Genomic DNA, 23,122 nt, shown 5'->3' on the forward strand with positions numbered 1-23,122 from the left:
GGCCCGGGGGGTGTTGGTCAGCCGACCAGGACTTCCTTGCTGGCGACGTTGCCGCCGGCGTCGGCGACGACCTCGGCCACCGCCCCGTCCTTGCTGTTGAAGTCGCTCAGGGCGGCCTGCAGCTCCTCATGGGCGCTGTTCAGCGCCGCCGCCGCGGAGGCGAACTGCTCGGCGGCGTCGCGCAGGTGCCCGACGGTCGACGCGGCCATGTCCAGGCCCTCGTAGCGGTCGGCGGCCTCGGTCATGACCCCGGCGATCCCGCTGACGGTCTCGGCGTTCTCCCCGGCGGCCTCGGCGGCCGCGGTGAACGCCGCGCGGATCTCCTCAGGGCCAGTGGCTTCCAGATTCACGGTCATCTCCTTCAGATCGGTGTAGCTGTTGGTCATGGGGCTGGGCCGGATGCCCGTCCCCTGGTCGCCGTCGACCCCCTCCGAGCGGCACATGGCCAGAGGGCGGCCGAACGGGCCCACGACGATGTCGTGGGCGTCGAGGTCCTTGCCGCACGACGAGCAGAGCTCGAACTCGAAGCCCGTGCGGATGCCCTCGATGTCGCCGGCGAGGTCGTTCGCCGGGTGGAGCTGGTCGTCCCCGGCCCCGCAGCGGGGGCAGTGGAACGGCCACCTCTGGGTCGGCCCGTTGACGAGGCCGCAGGCCGCGCACCGGGTGTAGTGCTGCTCGACCGGCTGGTCCGCCTCGGCCGCCGGTGGGGTCGCGGCCGGCGCGGCGCTCGCCTCGGTGGCGGCGGGGTCCGGCGTGGTCGTCTGGCGGTGCTCGCCGCAGTACGGGTCCTTGCCGTCGACCGGGTTGTCGCACCACTTGTCGGGGTGGCCCTCGCGGACCTCGCGGTAGGCGCACTTGCCGTACAGCTCGGTGCGCAGCCGCTCCCGATCGGCCGGGGCGCTCGGCGCGGGGGTGTCGGCCGGCGTGGTCGGGGCGGGGGCGTCCGCCGGCGTGGTCGGCGCGGCGGTGTCGGTCGCCGTCACGCAGGTGTGCTGGGCGCCCGCTGCCTCAGCGCCGGCCTTCGAGGCGAAACCCGACCCGTAGGCGCGGCACTTCGGGCATCGCCAGTAGTAGGTGGGGGCCTCCTTCGGAGGGCAGGTGTGCTTGGCCGCTGCGGCGTCGGCGGCGGGGCGGGTGGCGAACCCGGTCTCGGTGGCGTCGCACGTCGGGCACCGCCACCGGAATGTGGGCACGTCCGGTGCCGGAGCGGGGTCGGGCACGGCCTGCAGCCGGCTGTCGTCAGCGCCGCAGCTCGGGCAGCGGCGCGGCATCTCGGCGGTGACGCTGGTCTTCCCGCACCGGTCGCACTTGGTGTGGTGGAACCGCTGCGGCCACTCCTTCGTGGTCAGCTTCGGTGCCGGGGGAAACGGGGCGCTGGCCGCCGGCTGCGACGCCGCTGCCGGCTGCTGGCCCGCCGGCGGTGCCGCGTCCTGGGCGCCACCGGGGATGACCCGCAGCACCGGCCGGCCCGGCGTCTGCTCGCCCGCACCGTCGTCGGCCGATTCGACGGAATCAGCGCCGGCACCACTGCCCTGGGCGGGCTCGGGCTCACCGGTGTACTGCTCGGGGTGCGCGGTGCGGGTGTGTTCCCGGCCGGCGCCCTGGGCGTTGGCCTCGATCCGGAACGGGCGGCTGGCCCACCCGCAGTGGTCGCAGTCGGCGTACCAGCGGCCGTCATCGTCGGCGTCGGTCACGACCCCGTCGACGGCCTTGGTGCCGCGTTTGCGGGCCACCGCGCGGCGGCGGCGGGCCCGAGCCCGTTCGGTGGCGTCCTCGATCAGCCCGGCGAAGTAGCCGTCCGCAGCGGCGACGGTGCTTCCGGTCCGGCCGGCGCCGGCCGGGGCGCTCGCCCCGGCCGGGCCGTCTGCGGTGGCCTTCTGCGCGGCGGCCTGCTGGCGGGCGCGTGCCTGCCGGCGCGGGGACTGCTTGCCCCGTGCGGCGTAGGAGGCGTCCTCCCACAGCAGCACGATGACCTTCGCCACCGCGAGGTAGACCAGGATGTCGAAATAGATCACTGGACCACGTCCCGGATCGTCTCGCCGAGACCGCCGATGACCATCGGCAGCAGCAGCGCGCAGGCCAGCGCGACGTGCGGCAGGTGCTTCTTGAAGCCCCCGCCGCCACCGCCGCCAGCGGCGCCCTTGCCGCCGGCGGCGCCCTTACCCGCGCCGCCGGCCTTGCCGCCCTTGCCGCGCAGGAACACCACCACGATGATCCCGAGGGCGAGTCCCAGCGCGCTGGGGATGGCCACGGCGACCTGCTTGGTGTCCTGGCCGATCCAGTCGCCGATCGGATCGGCAATCTCGCTGATGCCGCTGGCGAGCCACTTGTTGATCTGCGTGACGATGGAACCGGCGAGCAGTCCACCGACCATCAGGCCCGCGAGGACCCGCAGGCGAGGGGTGAAGTGGAAGAACACCGCCAGGGCGATGTAGACGACGCCCAGGAGCACGAGGGCTGCGCTGGTCATGACAGGCTCCTTACAGGGTTGCGATGAAGACGGCGGCCACCGCGGCGACGGCCACGGTGCGCAGGGGGTGGGCCAGGACCCACGAGGCCAGGTGCAGCAGCCCGCGGGGGATGAGGACCAGGACGGCCCAGCAGGCCATCGCGATCGCGTGGGCGTCCTGGCCCTCGCGGGCCTGGGTGGCCTGCTCGACGAGGTCGGACAGCGACTCGGGGGAGCCGGTCCAGACGGCGGTGACGCTGTCCCAGTCCCCCGGAATGTCACGTAGAGTAATTCCGGTGCCGGAGTTGGGGCCGGAAAAGGGCAGCTCGGTTTGTGCGGTTTCGTCCTGGTTGGATTCCGGTAGGGGAGGGGCCGGAAGGGCCTCCTGCCTCGGCGAAACCAAAGAAATCACCTCCGCCTCGCGCCGGAATGGAGTTCGCGGCACCGGTGACGGTCGGTAGTTGTTCTCGGCGGGTAGGGCGCTCACCAGATCACCTCCTGATGGTGTGAGTGGACGGTTCGGGTGGGGTCCGGGGGCGGCGGTGGCCTGCATCGCCGCTCCCGGACGGCTCGGTGGAGCGGGCGGGTCAGACCGCGCGCAGTCCGGGTCGCCAGCCGGCGATCAGGGCGGCTGCCTTGGAGGCTCGGGCGCGGTCGCCCTTGCCGCCCATCACGTGCTTGTAGATCGCGTAGCCCGACGGGTCGGCGCTGAGCACGCCGTCCTCAATGGCGGTCTGCACGTCGGTCAGGAGCGTCCGGACGTCGTCCGGAAGACCGTCCGCCGAGGCGTTGGCCGGGCCGCGTTTTCCGCGCTTGATCGCCGTACGGACGTCGTCGGAGACCGCCGCCGACGGCGGCGTGATCTTGAGGTCGGCCAGCCGCGGCGCGCCCTCCCACGGACGGGCCGCGGTGACGTAGGAGTCGAACAGCCCGATCAGGAAAGCCGTGCCGGCGCACCCGAGCGGGCCGATGGAGTGCGGCAGAGCGGTCAGCAGACCGTCCCAGCCGCCGTGCCAGCCGCCGACGATGTTCAGCGCCAGCGACAGGCCCAGCGCGGACCACTCGGCGACGGCCGCCTTCCAGTCGACGTTGCCGCCGGAGGCGCGCAGCACCGCCCGACCGATGATGATCAGCCCGACGATGGTGATCAGCGCGGGCTCCACCCCCCATGCCGCCGTCCAGGAGGCGGTTCCGGCGTCGAGGTTGAGCAGCCGCACCACGCCGGCCTGCACGCCGGTGGTCGACCACCAGGCGAACGCGGCCAACACCGGGATGCCGGCCAGCAGCGCGACCTTGCGCACCTTGGCCACCCGCAGCGCCCGCATCTCCGCCGACCCGTCGATCTCCGCCCGGATCCGCGCCCGTTCCCCGCTGCGCTTCGCCCGCCGGTACAGCTCGGCCAGCTCCACTTCCTCGGTCGCGTCCCGGTCGCGCTCCCGACGCTTGCGCGCCTCGGTGCGCTCCCGCTCCTGAACCCGGGCCAGGGCCACCCGGTGCTCGACGTCCTGCTCCCGGCGGTCCCGCTCGTCCTCACGCCGCACGTCGATGACCGCGCGGGCCTCCTCCAACTGCTCACGCAGCTCGTCGGCCGACCCGGCCTCCCGGCGCGGCCTGCGGCGGCGAGCCACCTCCACCACCGGCTCCACCTCGAACACCGGCTCCACCTCGGGCTCCGGCTCCGGGTCGGGCTCGGGCATCGCCGGGGCGGGCACCGGCACCACGGCCGGGGCGAACGCCGTGGGCGCCTCGACGGCGGCAGTCACCGCGTCGGCCGGCACGAGCAGCTCGCCGTGGCGCTTGAACTCCGCGTCCCAGCCCAGCGCCCGCCACTTCGGCGGGGCGGCCGGGTACGTCAGGTGGTCCTGGTCGACGCTCACCGCGCCACCTCCAACAGGTTCTGAGCCGGTGCCGGTGCCGGCACCCGCTCGTCGGTGATCAGCGCCCGACCAGCGCCCAGCAACTCCCGGGCAATCTCGTCCTCGGCGCACGACTGGTGGCACGCGGCGCCCTTGGCGTCGCGCATCTTGGTGGTGGTGCTGCAGACCCGGCAGGGCAGCGACCGGTCGTGGTCGTAGTGGCCCGGCGCGGTCCAGTCGAGGTGCACTCGCACCACCAGCAGCGCGGCCATCACGACACCGCCCCACGGCGAGCCCGGACCTGCGCGAGCAGCTCCCGGCCGTACGAGTCGAGGTCGGCCTCGTCGACATCGACCGCGAGAGGGTGACGGCGCTCGCCGACCCAGCGGACAACCCGCCGGCCAGCCAGCACCACGCCGACCAGGCCGACAGCGACGACGGGGGAGTAGACGAGCTGCTCCGGCACCTCGCCGGTGTGCTCGGCGTACCGGTGAGCGACAGCCACCGTGGCGGCGGCCGGCCCGGCCGCGACCAGGACGATCGCGGCACGCGTCAGGCGACCGGAGGTGGCCGGGTCGGTGCCCTGGTCGGCCAGCTCGACGAGCTGGGCGACGATCGGGCGGTCGGTGCCGCTCGGGGGAGTGGCCACAGTGCTCATGCGGTCACCCCCAGCGTGGCCATGGCGGCGGCGAGCTCCCGCAGGCGCAGCAACGGGCGCTGCTCCACATCCGGCAGCTCGGTGAGCACGCAGTGCTCCACCAGGCCATCCCCGCCGCGCGCTTTGACCTCGTACGCGGCGGCGTCCGCCGCCGCCATGACCCGAGCCCGGTCCTCACCGGCGCTCGCGTGGACCGCGCCGACGCTGGCCGTCACCGTCACCGTGATGCCGTCGGAGACCTCGATCGGCTCGGCCAGGGCCTGGATGACCTCCGCGCCGAGGATCTGCGCCAGCGGCGCCGGCGACGGGGCCGCCAGCACGAACTCGTCACCACCGACGCGGGCGACGACCGCGCCGTCGATGTCCTCCACCAGCACCCGCAGCCGGGCCGCGATCTCGACCAGCAGCCGGTCGCCTGCGGCGTGGCCGTAGGTGTCGTTGACTGGCTTGAACTTGTCCAGGTCCACCAGGACCAGGTCGACGGGCTCGCCGTCCAGATCGTCGAGCGCGGCGGTCAGACCGGCACGGTTCGCCAGGCCGGTCAGCGGATCCGTGGTCGCGCCCTGACGGGCCTCGGCCAGCCGGGTCCGCTGCGACCAGACCGCCTTCGCGGCCCACACGTGCCCGACCAGCGACAAAGCGCCAACGGCCGGCGGCAGAATCTCCAGTGCGTTCACTGGGTCACCTCCGACCCGGTCGCCGCCGCGTATGCCTCGCGGATCTCGCGGGAGATCCGGCCGCGGTCCCGTACCTCGTACCCGGTGGCCACGGCCCACTTCCGGATCGCCGCCCGCTCCGACTTGTCCTTGTCAGCGTCTCGGCGCGGCGATGCCGCGGAATCGCGGCCGGTGCTGCGCAACTCTTGGCGCACCTTCGCCAGCTGGGCAGCGAGTGCGGACTCCTTCTCGGCGAGCTCGGCGCGCTGCTTCTCGGCGGCCTCCCGCTGTTCGCGCCGCGTCTGTTCGGCCTCGATCCGGCCGGTCAGCTCCTCCGCCAACCCGCCGATGCGCTCTGCCAGGTGCCGGGTTCGCGCGGCGTCGCTGCCGCAGGCCAGGGCCAGTAACTGCTCCAGCGTGCGGGGCTGCCGGGCCTGCGCCGGGGTCTTCTCGGCGTGCCCGGCCGGCCCGGCGGGAACGCCGGGACCAGTGATGACCCGGATGCCCATCGGGACGCGCTGCGCGGGTGCCGGGGTGCCAGCAGCGGCCCGCCGCAGGGCGCCCATGTCGTTGACCGACGTAGTCGTCGGGGCGCTCATGCCGGCATCACCGCCGACATCGGCAGCAGCCCACGCAGGGCCCGCAGAGCCTTGTGCTGGATAGCCTTGATCGCCCCCGGCGTGCGGCCCATGACCTCGGCCGTCTCCTCAATCGACAGCTCCCGCAGGAACCGCAGGACGATGCACTGCCGCTGGTGCTCGACGAGCTGCTCGACGCTAGCCAGCAGCGCCTCGTGGGTCAGCCGGTCCATGGCCGTCTGCGCGGCGTCGTCCACCTGCCCGACCTGGGTCGCGTCGCGGATGTCCGCCACCGGCACCTCAATGCGCTGCCGGTACGACGCGTGGTGGTTGGCCACCAGGTTCCGCGCGATCGTGGTCAGCCACGCGCCGAAGTCGCCACCCGGACGGCGGTACGCGGCCAGGTTGCGCAAGGCCCGCACGAACGTCTCCGAGGTCAGGTCCTCGGCCATCTGCCGGTCGGTCACCCTGCGAGAGACGAAGCGGAACACCTCGTCGACGTAGCGGTCGTAGACCAAGCCGAACGCCTCAACGTCACCGGCCTGAGCCCGCGCCACCAGCGCAGAGACGTCGCTACCCGTCAATCCAGGCCGAGTCTGCGGATGATTCCGGGCAGCACGTACCCTCATTACTGGCATCTGTTGCTCCTTGAGAGATGGGGTTGGATGCCTTGGGCCTCGGCGGGGGTGCAACCCCGCCGAGGCATTTCCATTGGCCGTCACCGACCTTTGGAATAGTCCGCATGTCTGCATGCAGACCTATCAACGTGTGGACTACGTTAAATCTCCAATGGGCCTCAGGTCAAGCACTTCTGTATGCAGACCTTCAAACCGTCTACGATGTGGCCATGAGCACTGGCCCCACAGACGCCCGCCCGATGCAGGTTCGTGTCGCCGACGACATCCGACTCAAGATCGAAACGGGCGTGCACCGGCCGGGTGACCAACTGCCCACGCTCGATGACCTGGCGGCGGACAATCTCGTCAGCCTCGCCGTGGCGCGCAAAGCGATCGACCTGCTCAAGCAGCAAGGACTCGTCATCACTCTGCAGGGCAAGGGCACCTTCGTGCGGGAGCGGCCCTCCGCGCGACGGCACGGCATCGACAGGTACGCCAAATCCCGCTGGAGATCAGGCCGGGCGATCTTGACAGCCGAGGCGGAAGACCAAGGCCACACCGCCGGGCAACTGCTGCGAGAACTCGCCGAAACGCCGGCACCTGCGGCAGTCGCCGAGCGTTTCAAGATCCCTCTGGGCACCTCAGTCTGGGTCAGACGGCGAACAACTTTCGTCGACGACAGGCCCAACCAACTCGCCGACTCGTACTTCGAGTTGAGCCTGGTCAAGGGCACGCAGATCCAGAACGAAAACACCGGCCCAGGTGGCAGCTACGCGCGCATCGAGGAACTCGGCGTCGAGTTGGACGAGATCGCAGAGGACTGGTCAGTCCGCATGCCCACAGGGCCCGAAAGCGCGGCGTTGCGCCTACCAGCGGGCACTCCCGTCGTAGACCTGGCACGCACCACGTTCGACACGACCGGCCGACCCGTAGAAGTCATGCTCGCCGTCATCGCGGGCGATATGGTCGAGATGTCGTATCGCTTCAAGATCCCCGACTAGGGCGGCCATGCACATCACGTACACGGCCGCCACCACAGCGGCGCCGGGCAGCAGCAACGAGGACCACTTCGCCGTGGGCGATGGGTGGGCACTGGTTTTGGACGGCGCTGGGCGGTATCCCGGGGAATCAGGCGGCTGCGTCCACCCGGTGACCTGGGTAGTAGCTCGACTCAGCAGCCACCTCAGCAGTCATCTGACCGAGCAACCTGGACAGCCGCTCACCGCGATCGTCCGATCTGCAATCGAGGCCACTGCGGCCGACCATGGTCCAACCTGCGATCTCAGCGATCCCCTCTCGCCGGGGGCGACGGGAGCAATCGTCCGGTTCTGCGACGACCGAATCGACTGGCTGGTGGTCGGCGACTGCGCCGTGGTCATCGATCGGGGGCCGGACGGCTACACGACCGTTATCGACGACCGGGTGGACCGGCTTCCCAACGCGCCGATCGTCGAAGGCCAGGTGCGTACCTACTCGCCGGCTTACGTGGCCACCGTGCGAAACCAACCGGCCGGCTTCTGGGTGTTGAGCACGATCCCCGCCGCAGCCGACCAGGCGCTGGTGGGCACACTTCCCCGGCAGACAGTCGATCAGGTCCTACTCTGCTCTGATGGCATCTCCCGGCTGACAGAGCGCTACGGATGGTCCTGGCAGGACGTCTTTGCTCTGCATGGCACCGCTGGGCCTGAGTCGATCATCCGCGCGGTGCGCGAGGCCGAACGAGACGATCCCGATCCGCGGCGCTGGCGCGGAAAGCGTCACGATGACGCGACCTTGGTCGTAGCGCGGATGATGCTGGCAACAGCGACCGCAGGCGACGAGGCATGATCCGTCCGCCGCGTGAGCGACCCGACTTACCGTCTGGGCACGGTTCGGGCGGGGTGGTAGCGCCTGGCACCTTGCTGCGGGGGCGCGCTCGGGGCGCGTGATGTCCAGGGCCGAGCATCGAGAACGGCGAGCACCTCGCACCGTGATGCGATCCATGTCGCGGTGTCTGGGCAGGTCCAGGAGGCAAGGTTCAACGCTTTGGTGTGCAGCTCCTTGAGCGGCCGATTGTAGATCGGCTCGTGATGGGCGAGCCGGTTGCGGAACTCGTGCAGGTCGGTGATCGGCTCCTGAACCTCGCGGCGCAAGAGCTTGCCGGGCCAGGCGTTGCGCAGTTGGGGCCAGAGGGACCGGTCGTAGGAGCTGATGAGCAGGTAGCGCCAGAATCCGAAGCTCAGTTCGGCTACGACTCTGCCGGGTGTCTCCTGGCGGCCGTCGCGGGTGGCGCGTCTGCGGGCCTCAGCGATCTCTTTTAGGCGCCGGGGGTCGAGAACGTTGCCGGGGTCGAGGTACCAGCGGGTTTCCTGGTGTTGCTGGCTGGACCAGTTAGTGAGTTGCTGGTGCATCGCGTTGCGGATCAGCACCTCGACGTGTCCCAGCGTGATCCAGAAGATGCCGCTCATCTTCGCGTTCCACTCGTACAGCGCTACCGCCTTGTCGAGGTCACCGCCGACAGCCGCCTGGTAGGGGCCCAGCCGTTCAGGAGAGAATCGCTGCTGCAGTAGCTGGGCGGTGGCGTCAGGCACGCGCGGCGTCCCACTTCCGAAACGAGGGTCAGCGCCCGGATCGCTGGACGCCGGAGCACAGCGTAGGGCGCTGATGGCCGCTGCCACGGCGGACGTGCTGGGAAGGGGCCGAAAAACCGGAATGGCGCCCACCGAAGTTGGTGAGCGCCATCCAAAGTTAGGAGCCAGAACTCTGGTGGCCCGAGGGCGCCCAGAGCGTTCGTGGTGATTCTACTACCTTCACCGCCGTGGTGGGTCGAAACCCCGGCCGCGTGCCGAAGAGGCAGAGGCTAACCGGGGTCTTCAGGGCAAGCATACCCAGCCGCAGTGCATGCTGGGGTGCTGGTAAGGAAGGTGCCACCAGCCGAAACGAGAGTGATCGTGTTGGTCAGGTGGGACGTCGCGCACTCCGCGCCGTGGCTGCTCCGTGCCCCCGGGCGGTGGTGGCCCGGGGCACAGGTCTGGCCTCAGTGCGGCAGGTCGGCACAGCCGGCTGGGCTCCCGTTGTGGTCGGACTGCGCAGTCGCGACGGCGTGCCGCTGGGCGGCCTCGTATTCACGAACCAGGATGCTGAGCACATCGCGAACGTTGAGAGTCTGTCCGTTGGGCGTGCGGCAGTCTGCCGCGTACCTCGCGAGGTCGGTGGTGTCGATCCCGCTTCCGGCGATGGGCTGGTGGAAGTACACGCTGCTGCTGATGTAGCCGATGACGTGCTCGCCGAGCATCAGCCGGGCGCGGGTTCCGCCGGTCCCGGGGACGCGACGAACGTTGTTGACGCGCAGCTTGGTGTGGGGAACGACGAGGCCGGTGTGAGGCAGGGTGGTGGGCTCGGCGGTCAGGCTTGCGTTGATCAGCTCGATCGGGCGTGGCTGGGTGCGCAGGCAGGTGCGGCAGGTGATGGGTTCGGTAATGGCCTCGCCGGCGCGGACGTTGTCGCCGCTGCCGCTGGCCCCGCACCAAGCCGCGACGTAGCGGGGGCTGCCGTCGGGGCCGGTGATGCTGCTCAGGCTGCCCAGGTGCACGGCGGTGCCGCGTCCGACGCGTACCGGTGCGAGTTGGGCGGGCCGGGCGGGGGTGATGCTGGTCATGGTCTCGATCCCTTCGACGTGCTGATTGGGGTTGGTGAGAGCCGGGCCGGCCCTCACTAGGTCGGCCCGGCCCGGTGTCAGCGGTCGTTGGGGTCGACGTCGTTGTCGTCGTACTGGTCGGCCGCGCCGTACAGCGAGGTCGCGATCTCGTAGGTGTGGGCGAACAGGCCGTGCCGGTAGACCACCTGGTTGTGGATCGCCTCGGCCTTCGGCCCCCACTGGCCGACCAGGTAGTCGGCCAGCGCCTGCCGAGAAGCGTCGGTAAGGGCCTGCGCCTGGTCGCGGCCGACCAGGTCGACGGCGGCGGCGAAGATCGCGCCGGCGATGTCGTAGCCGACCCCGGCCGGGTGGTCGAGCACTCGACGATTGGCGGCCCGCAGGATGACCGCCGGACCGAACTCGCCGGTCTCGAACGGGCACAGCGGGTGGCACGGGTCGGCGAAGTGCGCGCCGCAGCCAATGCACTCGTTGTCGTGGTCAATCTCCCGGTCCCGGAGGATCGTCGTAGGCTGGGTCATGGAACTCCCTTTCGCAGAGGGGTTGTTCTTCCTGGTCCGGCTGGGTGGTGGCTCACCTGGTCGGACCGTTCCTTACCTCTCTATCGTACAGGAAAAGGTATAGGAAATGCTGCTTCAGGGGGGTCTTTTTCTGTACCTTTTTGCCGTACGCTGCGGGGTATGAGCAGCGAATCGGAGATGCGCCGGCCCGAGGTGTCGGCGGGAATGGCGGCGGCCCGGGACCGGGGTGTGCGGCTGGGTCGGCCGCCGGCACCGTTGCCGCCTTCGGCCGCTCGGGCGGTGCAGTTGCGTGGTGAAGGGCTGTCGCTGGCCGCGATCGCCGTGGCGTTGAACGCCGAGCAGGTGCCGACACCGTCGGGAAAGGGCGAGTGGGCCAAGAGCAGCGTCAAGTACGTGCTCGACCGGCACGACGCGGCGCAGGGATCGGTGTAGGCCCTTGTGGACGGGGTTGGCGGGCTTGCCCGCGCACGGTGCCGGGGGTGGGGTGGGATCTCCTCGTGTCGGCCGATCTCCGATCGACCAGGCCGGCTCTGGGACGGCCAGGCTCGGCGTAGCCGACCGCGAAGCGGCTTGGCCTGGCCGTCCCAGAGCCGGCCTGGTAGCCCTCTGGGCGGCCGGCGCGAGGAGATCCCACCCCTGGGGGTGACCACTCACCCACCTGACGCCTGTGGTCCCTACTGGATCTCCGAGAGAGGCCCCGCCGGAGGCGTCGTTCTACCGCCGGTCTACCGGCGGGAACTGACCCACACCGACGCGCGGGCGCTGCCCCGGTACGCCCGCCGGCGGCGCGGCAACGGGGGTGCGGCGTATGCGCCGGCCGGCTACCTTGATGTGCTCAAACGATCATGCGGGGGAATCGTGAGCGAGCCGCACAGCCAGGCCACGCCAGAGCGGGACGTCGACGCGGCGTTGACCGGGTTGCAGGACCAGATTGACGCGATCGTGCGGGTGCTGGGCGATCACCAGCGGGTGTTCGAGGCACTGCGTGCGGCAGGGCTGCTGCCAGATGGCGGTGGCGCGGGCCAGGACCGGTGATGGCTGAGCCTCGTGACACGACGGTCGAGCGAATCGTCGCGTCGGTCGACCTGGTCGATGACCTGGCGAGTCGGGCGGAGTCCCTGGCGGCGCAGGTAGCCGGCCCCACCCCGGCCCCGCCCGTGGACCAGTCTGTCCGGCAGCGGTTGCTCGCTGCCCAGGCCGTCGCCGCCGAGGTCTACCGCCAGCAGCTCGACGACGCGCCAGGGCCATCGCGATGGCTGACCGCGCAGGGCGTGCCGACTGACGGGCGTTGGACGGTGGGATACGCCCCGGACCGGCCGGCGGCGGTCGTCAACGAGCTGCGGCGGCGTGGGTTCTCCGACGCCGAGATCGTGGCCAGTGGCTTGGCCGCGACCAGCCGCGGCGGGCAGTTGGTCGACCGGTTCCGCAACCGGGTGATGGTCGGGATGCGAGACCACCGTGCTGCCGGGGCGCCGGTCGTCGGGTGGGTCGGCTACGCCCCGCCCGGCGCGGCGACCGACGCGGCGCCGGTGCTGCACAGCCCGACCACGGCGGTCTACCGGCCGGCTGACTGCCTCATCGGCCTGGCAGAGCAGCCTGAGCGGGCCGGCCGTACCGTCGTGGCCCGCACCGCGTTGGAGGCCATCGCCTTGGCCGAACGCGCCGACGAGCTGGGTGAGGACGCGCCGCTGGTGGTGGCGCCCGCCGGGCCCACGCTGACCGGCTCGCAGGTCGCCGCGCTCACCGCGCACGCCGACACGGCGGCCGGCGTCACCGTCGTGCTCGACAACGAGCACGACCGGCAGGCCGAACGGGTCTACCAACTGCTCGCCCCTGCCGTGGCCCGGCATCCGAGCAGGCCAGGGCCGCTCGGGTACGCCTACCCCGGCGCCACCGCCGTCGTGGAGTCCCACCCCCTGGTGGAGGCTGCGGTCACCAGCCGGGTCGCCCGGGCCGCCCGAGGGTTCGTCACGCCGAAGGGGCGGGCGATGGCCGCCGACTCCATCCGCGCCATGCTCGACGGGCAGCCCGCCGAACTCGTCGACTGGTGGGCCTCGTACGCCGCTGAACGGCTGGGTGCGCCCGTCATGCCCACGCCGCCGGCACCTACGGCCACGACCCCGGACACCGCCGCCGACGCGCCGGCACCGGTAATGCTCAGCGGCGCCGCCGCCACGACTGGTCCTCCGGTGGAGAGCGTCGATGACCTTCTGCCTGCGCCAGCGGCGGACCCCGCACCAGATTCCACCGTTGTCCAGCACGAGGCGGTCGTTGACGCCGAGCAGACCGTCCAGCAGGCACCTGAGCAGCTACATCTTGACCTTCCGGTCGTGGGCGTCGAGGCCCCCAGCTGGGAGGCTGTGCATGACACGGACCCGACTCCCACTCGAATCGACGCTGAGGGCGATCCGGAGCCGCAGGACGAGCCCGACGCCGGCAGTTCCCCGCCGGATGACGACGCCCTGGTTCTACCCGACCCGTCACCGGATGAGCCGGAAGAGGTCCCGGAGCCGCTGGCCGGTGCGATCCCGGTGGAGGGCGTCGACGGCTACCACTACACGCGTGGAGACGACGTCGTCACGACGGTCTACGGACCCGACAACACGGTGGTGGCGATCGGGAAGTCGACCGGTGGCGGCATCACGGCCGGCGAGGTTGATGGCGTTCGCATCACTGGGGCTGCGATCTACGGCGCCCGTAGCTTCGCCGAACTCGCGGCCCGCCAGCACCAGGCCGCCAACCTGCCTCAGGATCAGCGCGACCGGGTGTCGATCGAGATCGTGCGTGACCCGACCGCGAAGTCGGGTCACGTCATCGTGGTGCATGGCACCGTCAGGGACGATCCTCTCGATGACCGTGCCACCAAGGAAGCCGCCCGGTTCCTGTGGTCTGGCAAGAAAAAGGCGCGTGTCAGCGGCAGGCAGTGGACCGCACGCACCGTGGACGACAGCCTCGCCCGCCTGCTGAGCGAGTTCGCCCGACAAGAAAGAGCTGTCCTGGTCCGTCCCCCTGGCGCGGGCCAGCCCGAGAGCGAAGCGCCCAGTCCTGCACCAGCCACCATCGAGCGGCAGCCACAGGACCGTCCGGCGTCCGACCCGCACTCGTTGAGTGACGAAGACCTGGTTGCGGCCATCCGCGAGGCAGAGGCTCGGGTCGGGTACGGCATCCGGCGCGACGACGCGGCGGCTGCCCGAGCCGATGCCTTGCAGAAGGTGCGGCAGGACCGGGTCCTCCGGCGCGTAGAGAACGCACCAGAGGCCGCCGGTATGACTGATGACGAGCTTGCCGCGGAGCAGCGGTGGCTGGTCGAGTCGTTCGTCCGTAACGCGTTCACGGCTGGAGACGGCGCGCGGACCGTACGTGCCCGACGCGACGCTGTTCAGGGTGAGCAGCAGCGCCGAGAGGCGACCGTGCTGCTGGCGGGTCCGACTGCCCAGAGCCTGGACGACGAAGCCCTCAACACGGTGTACGGACAGACACACGGCCTGTGGGTCCGCATGCAGTCCAGCCATCAGCTGTATGACGTGCTCGAACAGCGCGGTGAGGATCTGCGTACGGAACTGGCACTGCGCCGGATCCGACACTACGAGCAGCGGCCGGACGTCGCCGGCATGGCCCTTGAGGAGCTGGCTGCGGAGAGCGCGGAACTCTCCGGTTTCCGGGAGCCGGAGGCTCTGCTCCAGCGCAGCGACGTCAATCAGGCCCGCCAGGCACGGTTGGCGGTCGTCGACACGGAGATGGACCGCCGGGAGGCAGAGCGGTTTCCCGATGAACTCGCCCGCGTCCAGCTTAAGGGCAGCCGCAGCGGCCGGGCGGTGAGGATCGACGGCATGCCGCACGCGTACGGCCACGTCGATCCGGTGCCTGGGAACGAATCCCACTTCCAGGCCAAGGTCAACTACACCACCCGGCTTGGCGAGTTCCCGTCTCGGGCTGCGGCCGTTGCTGCTTTGGTTCGCCACTACGACACGGACCCCGCCACCTACCCTCAGCGGACCTGGGGTGTTCCGCGTGATGTCGCGCTGCCGGTCGCCGTGCGGGGTGAACTGCTGCAATGGCTGGAGCCCCGCGCAGACAGCAACCCGCAATGGCGGCGGCTCATGGAAATCATGTGGCTGGTGCCGACCCGGCAGGCGGACCGAAACCCGCTGACCGGTGAGACAATGCAGACGTACCACTACTCGGTCGAACAGGGTCTGCTCGGCGAGCTGGCCCGGGTCGGGGAACGGGTGACCGCAGACCTGCGGACGCGGTCGGCCAACACCGAGCTTCCCCGCAAGGACCGGGAGGCCGCCAAACGTCGTATCCCGGCGATGGGCGCCGCCCTGCACAACGTCATCGGGCTACGTGACCGGCTCACCGCCGATGGCATCACCACGGATCTGCGGGCGGTGGATCAGGGCCAGGTGGCGGCCCAACTCGCGGCGCTGGCCGGTAGCGTCGACAACGGCGTCGAGGAAGGTGACGATGAAAGTCAGCCAGTACAGCGAGATGGCGCGGGAGCACTGGAGCAGGTTCCGGCCCCGGGAGCTGGCGGGGTTGCAGGACCCGGAGGCGTTCTTCGCCCGGATGGGCACCCAGATCCAGCAAGCGGTGATCGACACGCAGGAGGCGCTGGAGGAGGCGCTGGAGCCGGAGACGGACTACCAGGCGCGGGTGGGTCAGCTGAACCAGATCCGGGCCACCGCGCAGCAGCAGGTGATGGCGCAGTTGCTGCCGCCGCCGGAGGACGACCAGGACCCGTCGATGCCGCCGAGCACGGTCCGCAGCGAGCTGGACGAGATCAGCCGGGACCTGAACAGGCTGTAGAGCCGTTCCGGCCCGATCCGGATGACGTCCCTCGTGGTCCGCTGGCCCGCGCTGCGGCGAACCTGGAGGCCATCAAGGTCCTGAACCGGTTGGAGCAGACACGCACGAGTGCCACCCGCGACGACAAGCGGGTCCTGGCCCGCTGGTCGGGCTGGGGATCGGTGCCCGTGGTGTTCCTCGAACAGCCGGACGAGAAGAACCCTGTCTATGGTCAGGACGGACAACGCGAAGGCCGATACGCCCAGGACCTGACACGGTGGGAGGAATACTCACCCGTCCGCAACGAGCTGCGGGAACTGCTGGATCCGTTCGCGTGGGCCGCCGCTTCCCGCGCGGTCCTGTCGGCCCACTACACCCCGCAGGCCCTCGCCCAGGCCATGTGGGATGGCCTGCGCGCTTTCGGCTTCGACGGCGGTGAGGTCTTGGAGGCCGGCTGCGGGTCGGGCACCTTCTTCGGCACGGCCCCGGCCGGCACGGTGCGGTTGACCGGCGTCGAGCTGGACCCGGTCACGGCCCGGATCGCCCAGTTCATCTACCCCGACGCGAACGTGCTGGTCGAGTCCTTCGCCGACACCGACGCCCCCGCTGGTGCCTTCGACGCGGCGATCGGGAACGTGCCGTTCGCGCAGGTGCCCTTCACCGAACGCCGGTACGGCGCGACGGGCCACAGCCTGCACAACGGGTTCCTCATCAAGGAACTGGCCCTGGTCCGGCCGGGCGGCATGGTCGTGGCCGTAACCTCCCGCTGGACGCTCGACGCCGAGGACACCGCCGCGCGCCGCCAGATGGCCCGCTACGGCGACATGGTCGCCGCGTACCGGCTGCCCGCCGGAGTCTTCACCGACACGGGCACCAGCGTCGTCGTCGACGTCCTGGTCCTGCGACGCCGCCCCGAGGGACAGGACGCTGCCGACCTGGCCTGGCTGGACGCTCCCAGCCATGAGCTCAACGGCAGCACCCACACCATCAACGCCTACTTCACCGCGCACCCGGAGCACGTCCTGGGCGAGCTGACCGCCGCGTCCGGCCCGTACGGGCCTGCGGTGACTGTCAAGGGCGACCCTGCGCAAGCCGTCGACGACCTGCGGACCGCGTTGCAGCAGGCGGCCGAGCAGGCCACGGCCGACGGGCGCGGCTACGAGCCACACCCTGACGGCCCCGATCGCAAGCCGCTGAACCTACAGACGGCCCGGGACAAGCACGCCAACGACTACACCGGTCGCCTCTACCTCGACGAGAACGGCCGGATCTGGCAACACATCAACGGCAACGACCCCGCCCCGGCGGTCCCCTCCGACGGCAACACCGGGCAGTTGCTCGCGCTGATGCAGTTGCGCGACGTCGCCGCCGAGCTGAAAGAGCTGGACCGCACCGGTGACGAGGCGGACCGCGCAGAGCAGCTCCGGGCCCGGCTACGGGAGCTACACGAGGCCTACACCACGGCGCTTGGCCCCCTGTCCCGGCCCCGCCAGACCCGCCTGTCGGCCGGGGCCGAGGTACGCGAGCGCGCCAGAGCCGAAGGCCGGGAGGTCCGCGAGGACGAACGCACCCTCACCGCGTGGGGCTGGTTTCGAGAGGACCCCGACGCCGCCACGGTGCTCGCGTTGGAGTCCTGGGACCGCAAACACGACGTGCCGGTCCTTTCCGAAGTCCTCACCCGGCGGCCGGGCACCCGTAGCGGCCGGCTGGAACACACCGACGATCCGAAGACGGCCCTGACCGCCGTCATGGGCGCCACCGGCCAGGTCGACCTGACCCGAATCGCCGAACTGCTCGGCACCACCCCCGACGAAGCTCGCCGTCGTCTGGGCACCGAGGTCTTCGACAATCCCGTCACCGGCCGCCTGGAACACGCCGGCATCTACCTCTCCGGCGCGGTCCGCCTCAAGCTGGATGAGGCCCGCGCCGCCGCCGCCAGCGACCCCGCCCACGCGGTGAACGTGGCCGCGCTGGAAACGGTGCAGCCCCACGAGAAGCGCATCGGCCAGTTCACCCCCCAGCTCGGCGCGCACTGGATTCCCGCCCCACTCGTGCAAGGCTTCCTACGCCAGTACCTGGGCGATCCCACGCTGCGGGTCGACCACAACGAGCGGTACGGCTGGTCGCTGTACGCGGGCAAGGTGCCCGACGCCATCAACGCGCTCAAGGGCACCGAACGCCGCTCGGCCGTGCACATCGCCCGCGCGATCCTCGGCCGCGGTTCCCTGGTCGTCGAGAACGCCGTGGCCGGGGGCGACAAAGTCGTCCACGAGGTGGACGAAGACGCCAGCCGCGCGGCCCGGCAGAAAGCCGACGCGATGCGCTCGGCTTTCGAGGAGTACCTCACCGCCGACAGCACCCGGGTCAAGGCCCTCACCGACGCCTACAACCGCGTGATGAACGGGCACGTCGTACGCAACTACGACGGCCTGGCCCCCACCCTCGCCGGCTTCACCGACCAACGCACGCCGCACTCCCATCAGCTGGCCGGCGCCGCCCGCATGCAGTTCGAGCGGGGCGTGATCCTCGCCCACGAGGTCGGGCTCGGCAAGACCACCACCATGATCATGGGCACCCAGGCACTCAAGGCATCCGGGCAGACCCACAAGCCCTTCGCGGTGGTGCAGCGCCACCTCGCCAAGCAGTGGCTCGACGAAGCCCAGTTCCTGTACCCCAACGCCGACGTCCGCCTGATCACCAGCGACCTGCTCACTGGAGACAAGCGTCGTCGCACGCTGGAATGGCTGCGCTCCAACACCCCAGACCTCACGATCTTCACCGAGGGCGCATTCACGTCGGTGAAGATGAGCCCCGAGTTCCAGGAGTGGTACGAATTCCAAGAGGTCGACGACCTGCGCGAGCAGATCCTGCGCGAACGCGGCGTACCCGAAAACGGTCTCGCCGTAATGAAGCTCGAACAGCGGCTGGCCACCCTGGAAGCCCGACTCCGGCGCAACGCCGCCCCGATGCGTACCCCCGGCGAGCTGTACTGGCAGGACCTCGGCTTCGACTACGCCGTCATCGACGAACTCCACCGATTCAAGGGGGTGGGTTTCCGGTCGAAGGAAGCCGGCGGCGACACCGCGAAGATCCGCGCGGTCGACCTGCACCAGAAGCTCACCCACATGCACCAACGCGCGGACCAGGAAGGTGGCCGACCGACCGTCACCGGCGGCACCGGCACCCCCCTCACCAACTCGATCGCCGAGCAGTACACGATGCTCGCGCTCATCTCTCCCTGGGTGCTTCGGGCGTACGGGGTCGCCGGTCCGGACCTGTGGGCAGACACCTTCGGCCAGAAGGTCCAACGCGTCGAGATGGCACCGGACGGCTCCGGGCTGAAGGTCGTCGAGCGGTTCTCACGCTTCATCAGCAAAAGCGCGATGAAGACCATGTGGGGGCTGACCACCGACACCAAGACCGCCGACGACGTCGGCATCACACGCCCCACCGTGTCAGCCGGCGGCCCCCAGCTCCGTCTCATCGACCCCAACGCCGACCAGCAGGCCCGACTGAAAAAGCTCGTCGCCCGGGGCGCGGCCATCCACGCCGGCGCGGTGTCCCGCGACGAGGACAACATGCTGGCCGTGGCCAACGCCGGCCGCGGCATCGCCTGCGACGCGCGCCTCCTGGACCCGACAGCCCCGCCCGGCGGGAAACTCGCCGCGGTCGCCGACTGGTTCTCCGCCCTCTACCACGCCAACAAGGACCGCGTCTACGCGGTCTCCACCAGCGACCCCACCCCCCACCCGATCCCCGGTGCTCTACTAATCGGCTTCCTAAACCAGGGCACCCCCGGCGGCAGCAACAAGGGCAACTTCAACGCGTACGGCGAACTGCGTGACCTGTGCGTGGCACGTGATGTCCCCGCTGACAAGATCGCCTTCGTCCAGGACCACAACCACAACCCCGAACAGCTAGCCGAGCTGTTCCGCAAGTGCCGCGAAGGTGAAGTCGCCATCATCCTGGCCAGCACCGACACCATGGGCACCGGTGCCAACATCCAGAACCGGGCGCTGGCCCTGGCGCACATCGACCTGGACTGGACACCGGCTGGCATCGAGCAGCGCAATGGCCGGATCGTCCGTTACGGCAACCAGAACACCGAAGTGGAGATCGGCATCTTCGCCCTGCGGGGCAGCATGGACTCCTGGCAGGCCGGACTGCTCGCCTCCAAGGCCGAGGGACTGCGCGACATCCAACGACCCGAAGCCGGCGACGACACCGGCGACAGCGTCCAGGAGATCGGCGACACCGACTGGGACTACGCCACCATGCAGGCCGAGATCGGCGGCAACCCGTACATGGGGCAACTCATAAAGGCACGCCTGCACCTCGCCGGCCTGGAAGCCGACCGCCGCAACCAGGCCGCCGACCGGCTCCGGCAAGCCGAGCTACTCGGCCAGAAACGAGTCGAAGCCACCGCCACCCGCACCGCGATCGACCGACGCGAGGACGTCATGCCGCTGATCACGCCCGTACGTGGTGACAATTTCACCATCAAGATCGGAAACGCCACGTACGGGCAGCGTAAGGACGCCGGCCCCGTCCTGCGCCGCGCGGTCACCGCCACCCTCATGCAGCACCAAACACCCGGCACCGGCGCCTGGCGAACGCTCGGCCGCTTCGGTGGACTACCGATCGCTGCCCGACCGGAAATGACCGACGACGGACAGCTCCAGGTTCAGGTCGGCTTCCCCGACCTACGCCACAGCGAAGCCATCTACACCGTCGATGACCTCACCGGCGACAAGATCGGCGGCACGATGCTGCTACGACTCGCCGCCGCGCTGGAGAAGGCCCCAGACCACCAATCGCTCGACCGGCAGCGGCTACCCGGGCTGGAAACCGAGATCACCCTGCTCATGCAACAGCAGGAAGCCGCGGACTTCACCGACCGCATCGACCACGCCCGCCAACGCGCCAATCTCCTCGACGACGTGGTCGCCACCATCGCCGAACGCGACACCATCCCCGAGCTCAACGACGGTGACCTCGACCCCGAGAAGTACCCCACCGCCGAAGTACACCAGCAGATGATCGCCCGGCGCGTCACCGAACGCCAACCTCTGCAAGCCAAGGTCGACCAGGCGATACAACACCTGAACGACTTCGACCGCGACCATCCCGCGCCAGACAGCGCGCCACCGGACTCCAGCACGGTGGACCCGAGCAGCGACATCACCGAAGCCACTCCACAACCACCTGTCCCGGCCAGTCGCGTTGCAGACGGCACACGACCAGACTGGATGACCCCCGCCCGCCACGCGCAGCTCGTCAAAGCCATCACCGACTACGCGCCCCGGTACACCGCCGCCAACACCAACGGAGTCCTCAACTCACCCGCTCGCTACGTGGCAGAAGTCCATGCCCCCGGAGGCGCGGCTCGCGAAGAGTGGAACTGGATCGCCGACTACATCCGCCAGCACCCACAGGTGCGCGAGGGTAAGCCCCTCACCGACGACGAACTCGTCGCCCGCGACCGCGCCGCCTCCACCGCACTGTCCCAACGCGCGATGCAGGCCCTCCAAGCCGGCGACCCCACCACCACGTTCGCCATCATCGACCAAGCCGAACCGCTCTACGGCCACCTCGAACCCTGGGGCGAATACCGCACGGCCATCCAGGAACACATCGCGCGCCAACAGCCCACTGCGCCCGCCGACCCGCAACCCACGCCTGCACCCCGCTCGACTGCCGCCGACAACGCGGCCATCGTCGCCCAGGCGTTCCGCCCCGTCAGCCCGAGCACGGCATCACCTACATCCGCAGCAGCCACCGCTGCACCAGCTACTGTTCGCGGCACCCACCCCACCCGGCCAGAACACGACAACGCCCGCTAGCGAAACCCCCACCCAGAGAAATTGCTGCCGCGCCGAGCGGCGCATTGAGGCCCTGGACCAGACGATCGTCCAGCGCCAGGACATCCGCGGGGAGAAGTTCCGGATGACCGTCGCCGGCCACCAGCTCGACAAGCGTCCCGACGCGGGCCGGGCACTGCCAGTGGGCACGTTCAGGAAGGTGCTGCCGCGCCGCTTCCGGTCCTCGCGCCGTGACCGGCGCTGCGGTCCGGGTCGGCTTGCCACCGGTCTGACGTGGCCGACGTGAGCGGCAGCCCTCTACCGGCTGGGCGAGTCGAGGCCCGCCTCCACGGCTCTCACCGCAGGCACCGTCCCGGCTGCGGCGCTGCCGGTCTGCGCCGCTACAACAGCGTCTCGGGTGGAGACGGGAAAAGCCCGAGCGACCATCGAAGCCGGGGCGCTGCTGGCCGCAGCGCGCTCCGTTGGTAGGTCAACTCGGGCCAGGATTTCCGTACGATCGGCTGGCCGCTCTCCACCGAACGCGCGCATGGTTGCCTTCGGGTCACGGTAGGACGCGAGCTGGTTGATCGCATACGTGGCCTGCGGGCCCGTCCACAGCGATCCGGATGCGCCGTCGGCCTGCTGCGCAGCGGCCATCCGCTCGGTCCAGTAGGCGACCGCCGCCGCGCGTAGGCGCTCATCCTCGACACCACCAGCGTGTCGAACCCCCGCCCGCTGGGCACCCGCCAGCACCTCCGGGCCGAACAGATCGGTGTGGGTCGCCTGTTCCTCGACGTTTCCCTGGCCGCGGTCCCTACGTACTGTGCCGAGGTCGATCCGCCCGTCGAGCTGGTCCTGCACCACCCGGCACGCATACGCCCCTGGGGTTCGAGCCCGGTCCACGAAGCCGGGCACCCCGCGCAGGAGCTGCTGCACATCGTGGCCAGCTTGCTGCGCCTGGTCCAGCGTGTACGCCAACGCACCCCACGCCTCACACCCGAGCACCCTGTCGGCCCGTGACCCAGACGGCCATGCCGTGCGTACCTCAGCGGCCATCCGCTCCTGCCTGTCCCGCACCCCCTCGGCGGACATCGCCGGTCGCCGCGACCGGTCGGCAGCCTCGCTGGCAGCCCGATCCACGGCATCGGACAGCACCTCGATATCGTCCGGCTCGCGCGCCGGCTCGTGCTTCTCCGGTGCCCGGCCCGCCTTCTTGGCGAGGTGGTCGACGACCGTCTGCCGGGCCTGCCGCGCCCGGGGGTCAACGTGCTGCCACGTCGACGCGGCACGCCACACCCGGGCGATGTCCTCCGTTCCCGCACTACGCCACCACCCCGGCCGCATCGCCGGGCGCCACAGCGCCGCGTCGGTCTGCTGGGCCGCCCGAGCCTGCGCACGGATCTGCCGAGCCTGCTCATCGCTGGCCCTCGCGGCGCGGTGTAGCTGCGCGATGCGGGCGTCGATAAGCACCTGGGCCAGTTGGCCGGCCGCCTGGATCGCGGCGGTCATCGCCGCGGTGGCCCGCTGGTGGATCTCGGCTATCTCGTTGTCGGCCACTACCTCT

18 protein-coding genes are annotated in these 23,122 nt (G+C 70.4%); 5 read left to right on the top strand and 13 right to left on the bottom strand.

The genetic code is table 11. The features are described from left to right. Nucleotides 1–17: 17 nt before the first annotated feature. The 9 genes from AB0H52_RS24935 to AB0H52_RS24975 all read right to left on the bottom strand — a co-directional run bounded on the left by AB0H52_RS24935 (nt 18) and on the right by AB0H52_RS24975 (nt 6,781). On the bottom strand, nt 18–2,015 hold the full coding sequence (locus tag AB0H52_RS24935; protein ID WP_357950363.1) for a hypothetical protein: 1,998 nt from the start codon (nt 2,013–2,015) through the stop codon (nt 18–20). Beyond that, complete coding sequence (locus tag AB0H52_RS24940; RefSeq protein WP_357950366.1) at nt 2,012–2,470, bottom strand: hypothetical protein; 459 nt, start codon at nt 2,468–2,470, stop codon at nt 2,012–2,014. The genes AB0H52_RS24935 and AB0H52_RS24940 overlap by 4 nt, the downstream gene beginning before the upstream one ends. A gap of 10 nt (nt 2,471–2,480) precedes the next feature. Further along, nucleotides 2,481–2,936 carry a hypothetical protein gene (locus tag AB0H52_RS24945; protein ID WP_357950369.1) on the bottom strand — a complete coding sequence of 152 codons (456 nt, stop codon included), beginning with the start codon at nt 2,934–2,936 and terminating at the stop codon, nt 2,481–2,483. A 100-nt stretch (nt 2,937–3,036) separates the two neighbouring features. Next, nucleotides 3,037–4,326 carry a hypothetical protein gene (locus tag AB0H52_RS24950; RefSeq protein WP_357950372.1) on the bottom strand — a complete coding sequence of 430 codons (1,290 nt, stop codon included), beginning with the start codon at nt 4,324–4,326 and terminating at the stop codon, nt 3,037–3,039. Further along, on the bottom strand, nt 4,323–4,577 hold the full coding sequence (locus AB0H52_RS24955) for a hypothetical protein (protein ID WP_357950375.1): 255 nt from the start codon (nt 4,575–4,577) through the stop codon (nt 4,323–4,325). The genes AB0H52_RS24950 and AB0H52_RS24955 overlap by 4 nt, the downstream gene beginning before the upstream one ends. Continuing rightward, nucleotides 4,577–4,963, bottom strand: a complete 387-nt coding sequence (locus AB0H52_RS24960; RefSeq protein WP_357950378.1) for a hypothetical protein — start codon at nt 4,961–4,963, stop codon at nt 4,577–4,579. Before AB0H52_RS24960 ends, AB0H52_RS24955 begins: the two co-directional genes overlap by 1 nt. Then, complete coding sequence (locus AB0H52_RS24965) at nt 4,960–5,640, bottom strand: GGDEF domain-containing protein (protein ID WP_357950381.1); 681 nt, start codon at nt 5,638–5,640, stop codon at nt 4,960–4,962. Before AB0H52_RS24965 ends, AB0H52_RS24960 begins: the two co-directional genes overlap by 4 nt. Then, the gene (locus tag AB0H52_RS24970; protein ID WP_357950384.1) at nt 5,637–6,218 is read right to left on the bottom strand and encodes a histone-like nucleoid-structuring protein Lsr2; all 582 of its coding nucleotides are present in this window, start codon (nt 6,216–6,218) and stop codon (nt 5,637–5,639) included. Before AB0H52_RS24970 ends, AB0H52_RS24965 begins: the two co-directional genes overlap by 4 nt. Beyond that, nucleotides 6,215–6,781: a sigma-70 family RNA polymerase sigma factor gene (locus tag AB0H52_RS24975; RefSeq protein ID WP_357950387.1), complete on the bottom strand. Its 567-nt coding sequence runs from the start codon at nt 6,779–6,781 to the stop codon at nt 6,215–6,217. Before AB0H52_RS24975 ends, AB0H52_RS24970 begins: the two co-directional genes overlap by 4 nt. A 263-nt stretch (nt 6,782–7,044) precedes the next feature. Between AB0H52_RS24975 and AB0H52_RS24980 the strand changes: the two genes are divergently transcribed. Together AB0H52_RS24980 and AB0H52_RS24985 are read left to right on the top strand one after the other, a co-directional pair. Then, complete coding sequence (locus AB0H52_RS24980) at nt 7,045–7,815, top strand: GntR family transcriptional regulator (protein WP_357950390.1); 771 nt, start codon at nt 7,045–7,047, stop codon at nt 7,813–7,815. Nucleotides 7,816–7,822: 7 nt separating this feature from the next. Further along, nucleotides 7,823–8,641, top strand: a complete 819-nt coding sequence (locus AB0H52_RS24985) for a protein phosphatase 2C domain-containing protein (protein WP_357950393.1) — start codon at nt 7,823–7,825, stop codon at nt 8,639–8,641. A gap of 26 nt (nt 8,642–8,667) precedes the next feature. Here the strand turns inward: AB0H52_RS24985 and AB0H52_RS24990 are convergent, their stop codons facing one another. The 3 genes from AB0H52_RS24990 to AB0H52_RS25000 all read right to left on the bottom strand — a co-directional run bounded on the left by AB0H52_RS24990 (nt 8,668) and on the right by AB0H52_RS25000 (nt 10,969). Continuing rightward, nucleotides 8,668–9,384: an Abi family protein gene (locus tag AB0H52_RS24990; protein WP_357950396.1), complete on the bottom strand. Its 717-nt coding sequence runs from the start codon at nt 9,382–9,384 to the stop codon at nt 8,668–8,670. 446 nt (nt 9,385–9,830) lie between these two features. Further along, nucleotides 9,831–10,451 (bottom strand): hypothetical protein, encoded by a 621-nt coding sequence (locus AB0H52_RS24995; protein WP_357950399.1) that lies wholly within the window; start codon nt 10,449–10,451, stop codon nt 9,831–9,833. 77 nt (nt 10,452–10,528) lie between these two features. Beyond that, on the bottom strand, nt 10,529–10,969 hold the full coding sequence (locus AB0H52_RS25000) for a hypothetical protein (RefSeq protein ID WP_357950402.1): 441 nt from the start codon (nt 10,967–10,969) through the stop codon (nt 10,529–10,531). 159 nt (nt 10,970–11,128) lie between these two features. Between AB0H52_RS25000 and AB0H52_RS25005 the strand changes: the two genes are divergently transcribed. The 3 genes from AB0H52_RS25005 (at nt 11,129) to AB0H52_RS25015 (ending at nt 21,600) form a co-directional block, all read left to right on the top strand. After that, nucleotides 11,129–11,401, top strand: coding sequence for a recombinase family protein (locus tag AB0H52_RS25005; RefSeq protein ID WP_357950404.1), 273 nt, complete (start codon nt 11,129–11,131; stop codon nt 11,399–11,401). 426 nt (nt 11,402–11,827) lie between these two features. Continuing rightward, entirely contained in the window at nt 11,828–12,004 is a 177-nt protein-coding gene (locus tag AB0H52_RS25010; RefSeq protein ID WP_165942569.1) for a hypothetical protein, read from the top strand. Then, entirely contained in the window at nt 12,004–21,600 is a 9,597-nt protein-coding gene (locus tag AB0H52_RS25015; RefSeq protein WP_357950407.1) for a helicase-related protein, read from the top strand. The genes AB0H52_RS25010 and AB0H52_RS25015 overlap by 1 nt, the downstream gene beginning before the upstream one ends. 276 nt (nt 21,601–21,876) lie before the next feature. On the opposite strand, the gene AB0H52_RS25020 is transcribed toward AB0H52_RS25015, so the two are convergent. Beyond that, nucleotides 21,877–23,115, bottom strand: a complete 1,239-nt coding sequence (locus AB0H52_RS25020) for a hypothetical protein (protein WP_357950410.1) — start codon at nt 23,113–23,115, stop codon at nt 21,877–21,879. Nucleotides 23,116–23,122 lie beyond the last annotated feature (7 nt).

Source organism: Micromonospora sp. NPDC050695, assembly GCF_040654415.1.
Lineage (GTDB): Bacteria > Actinomycetota > Actinomycetes > Mycobacteriales > Micromonosporaceae > Micromonospora.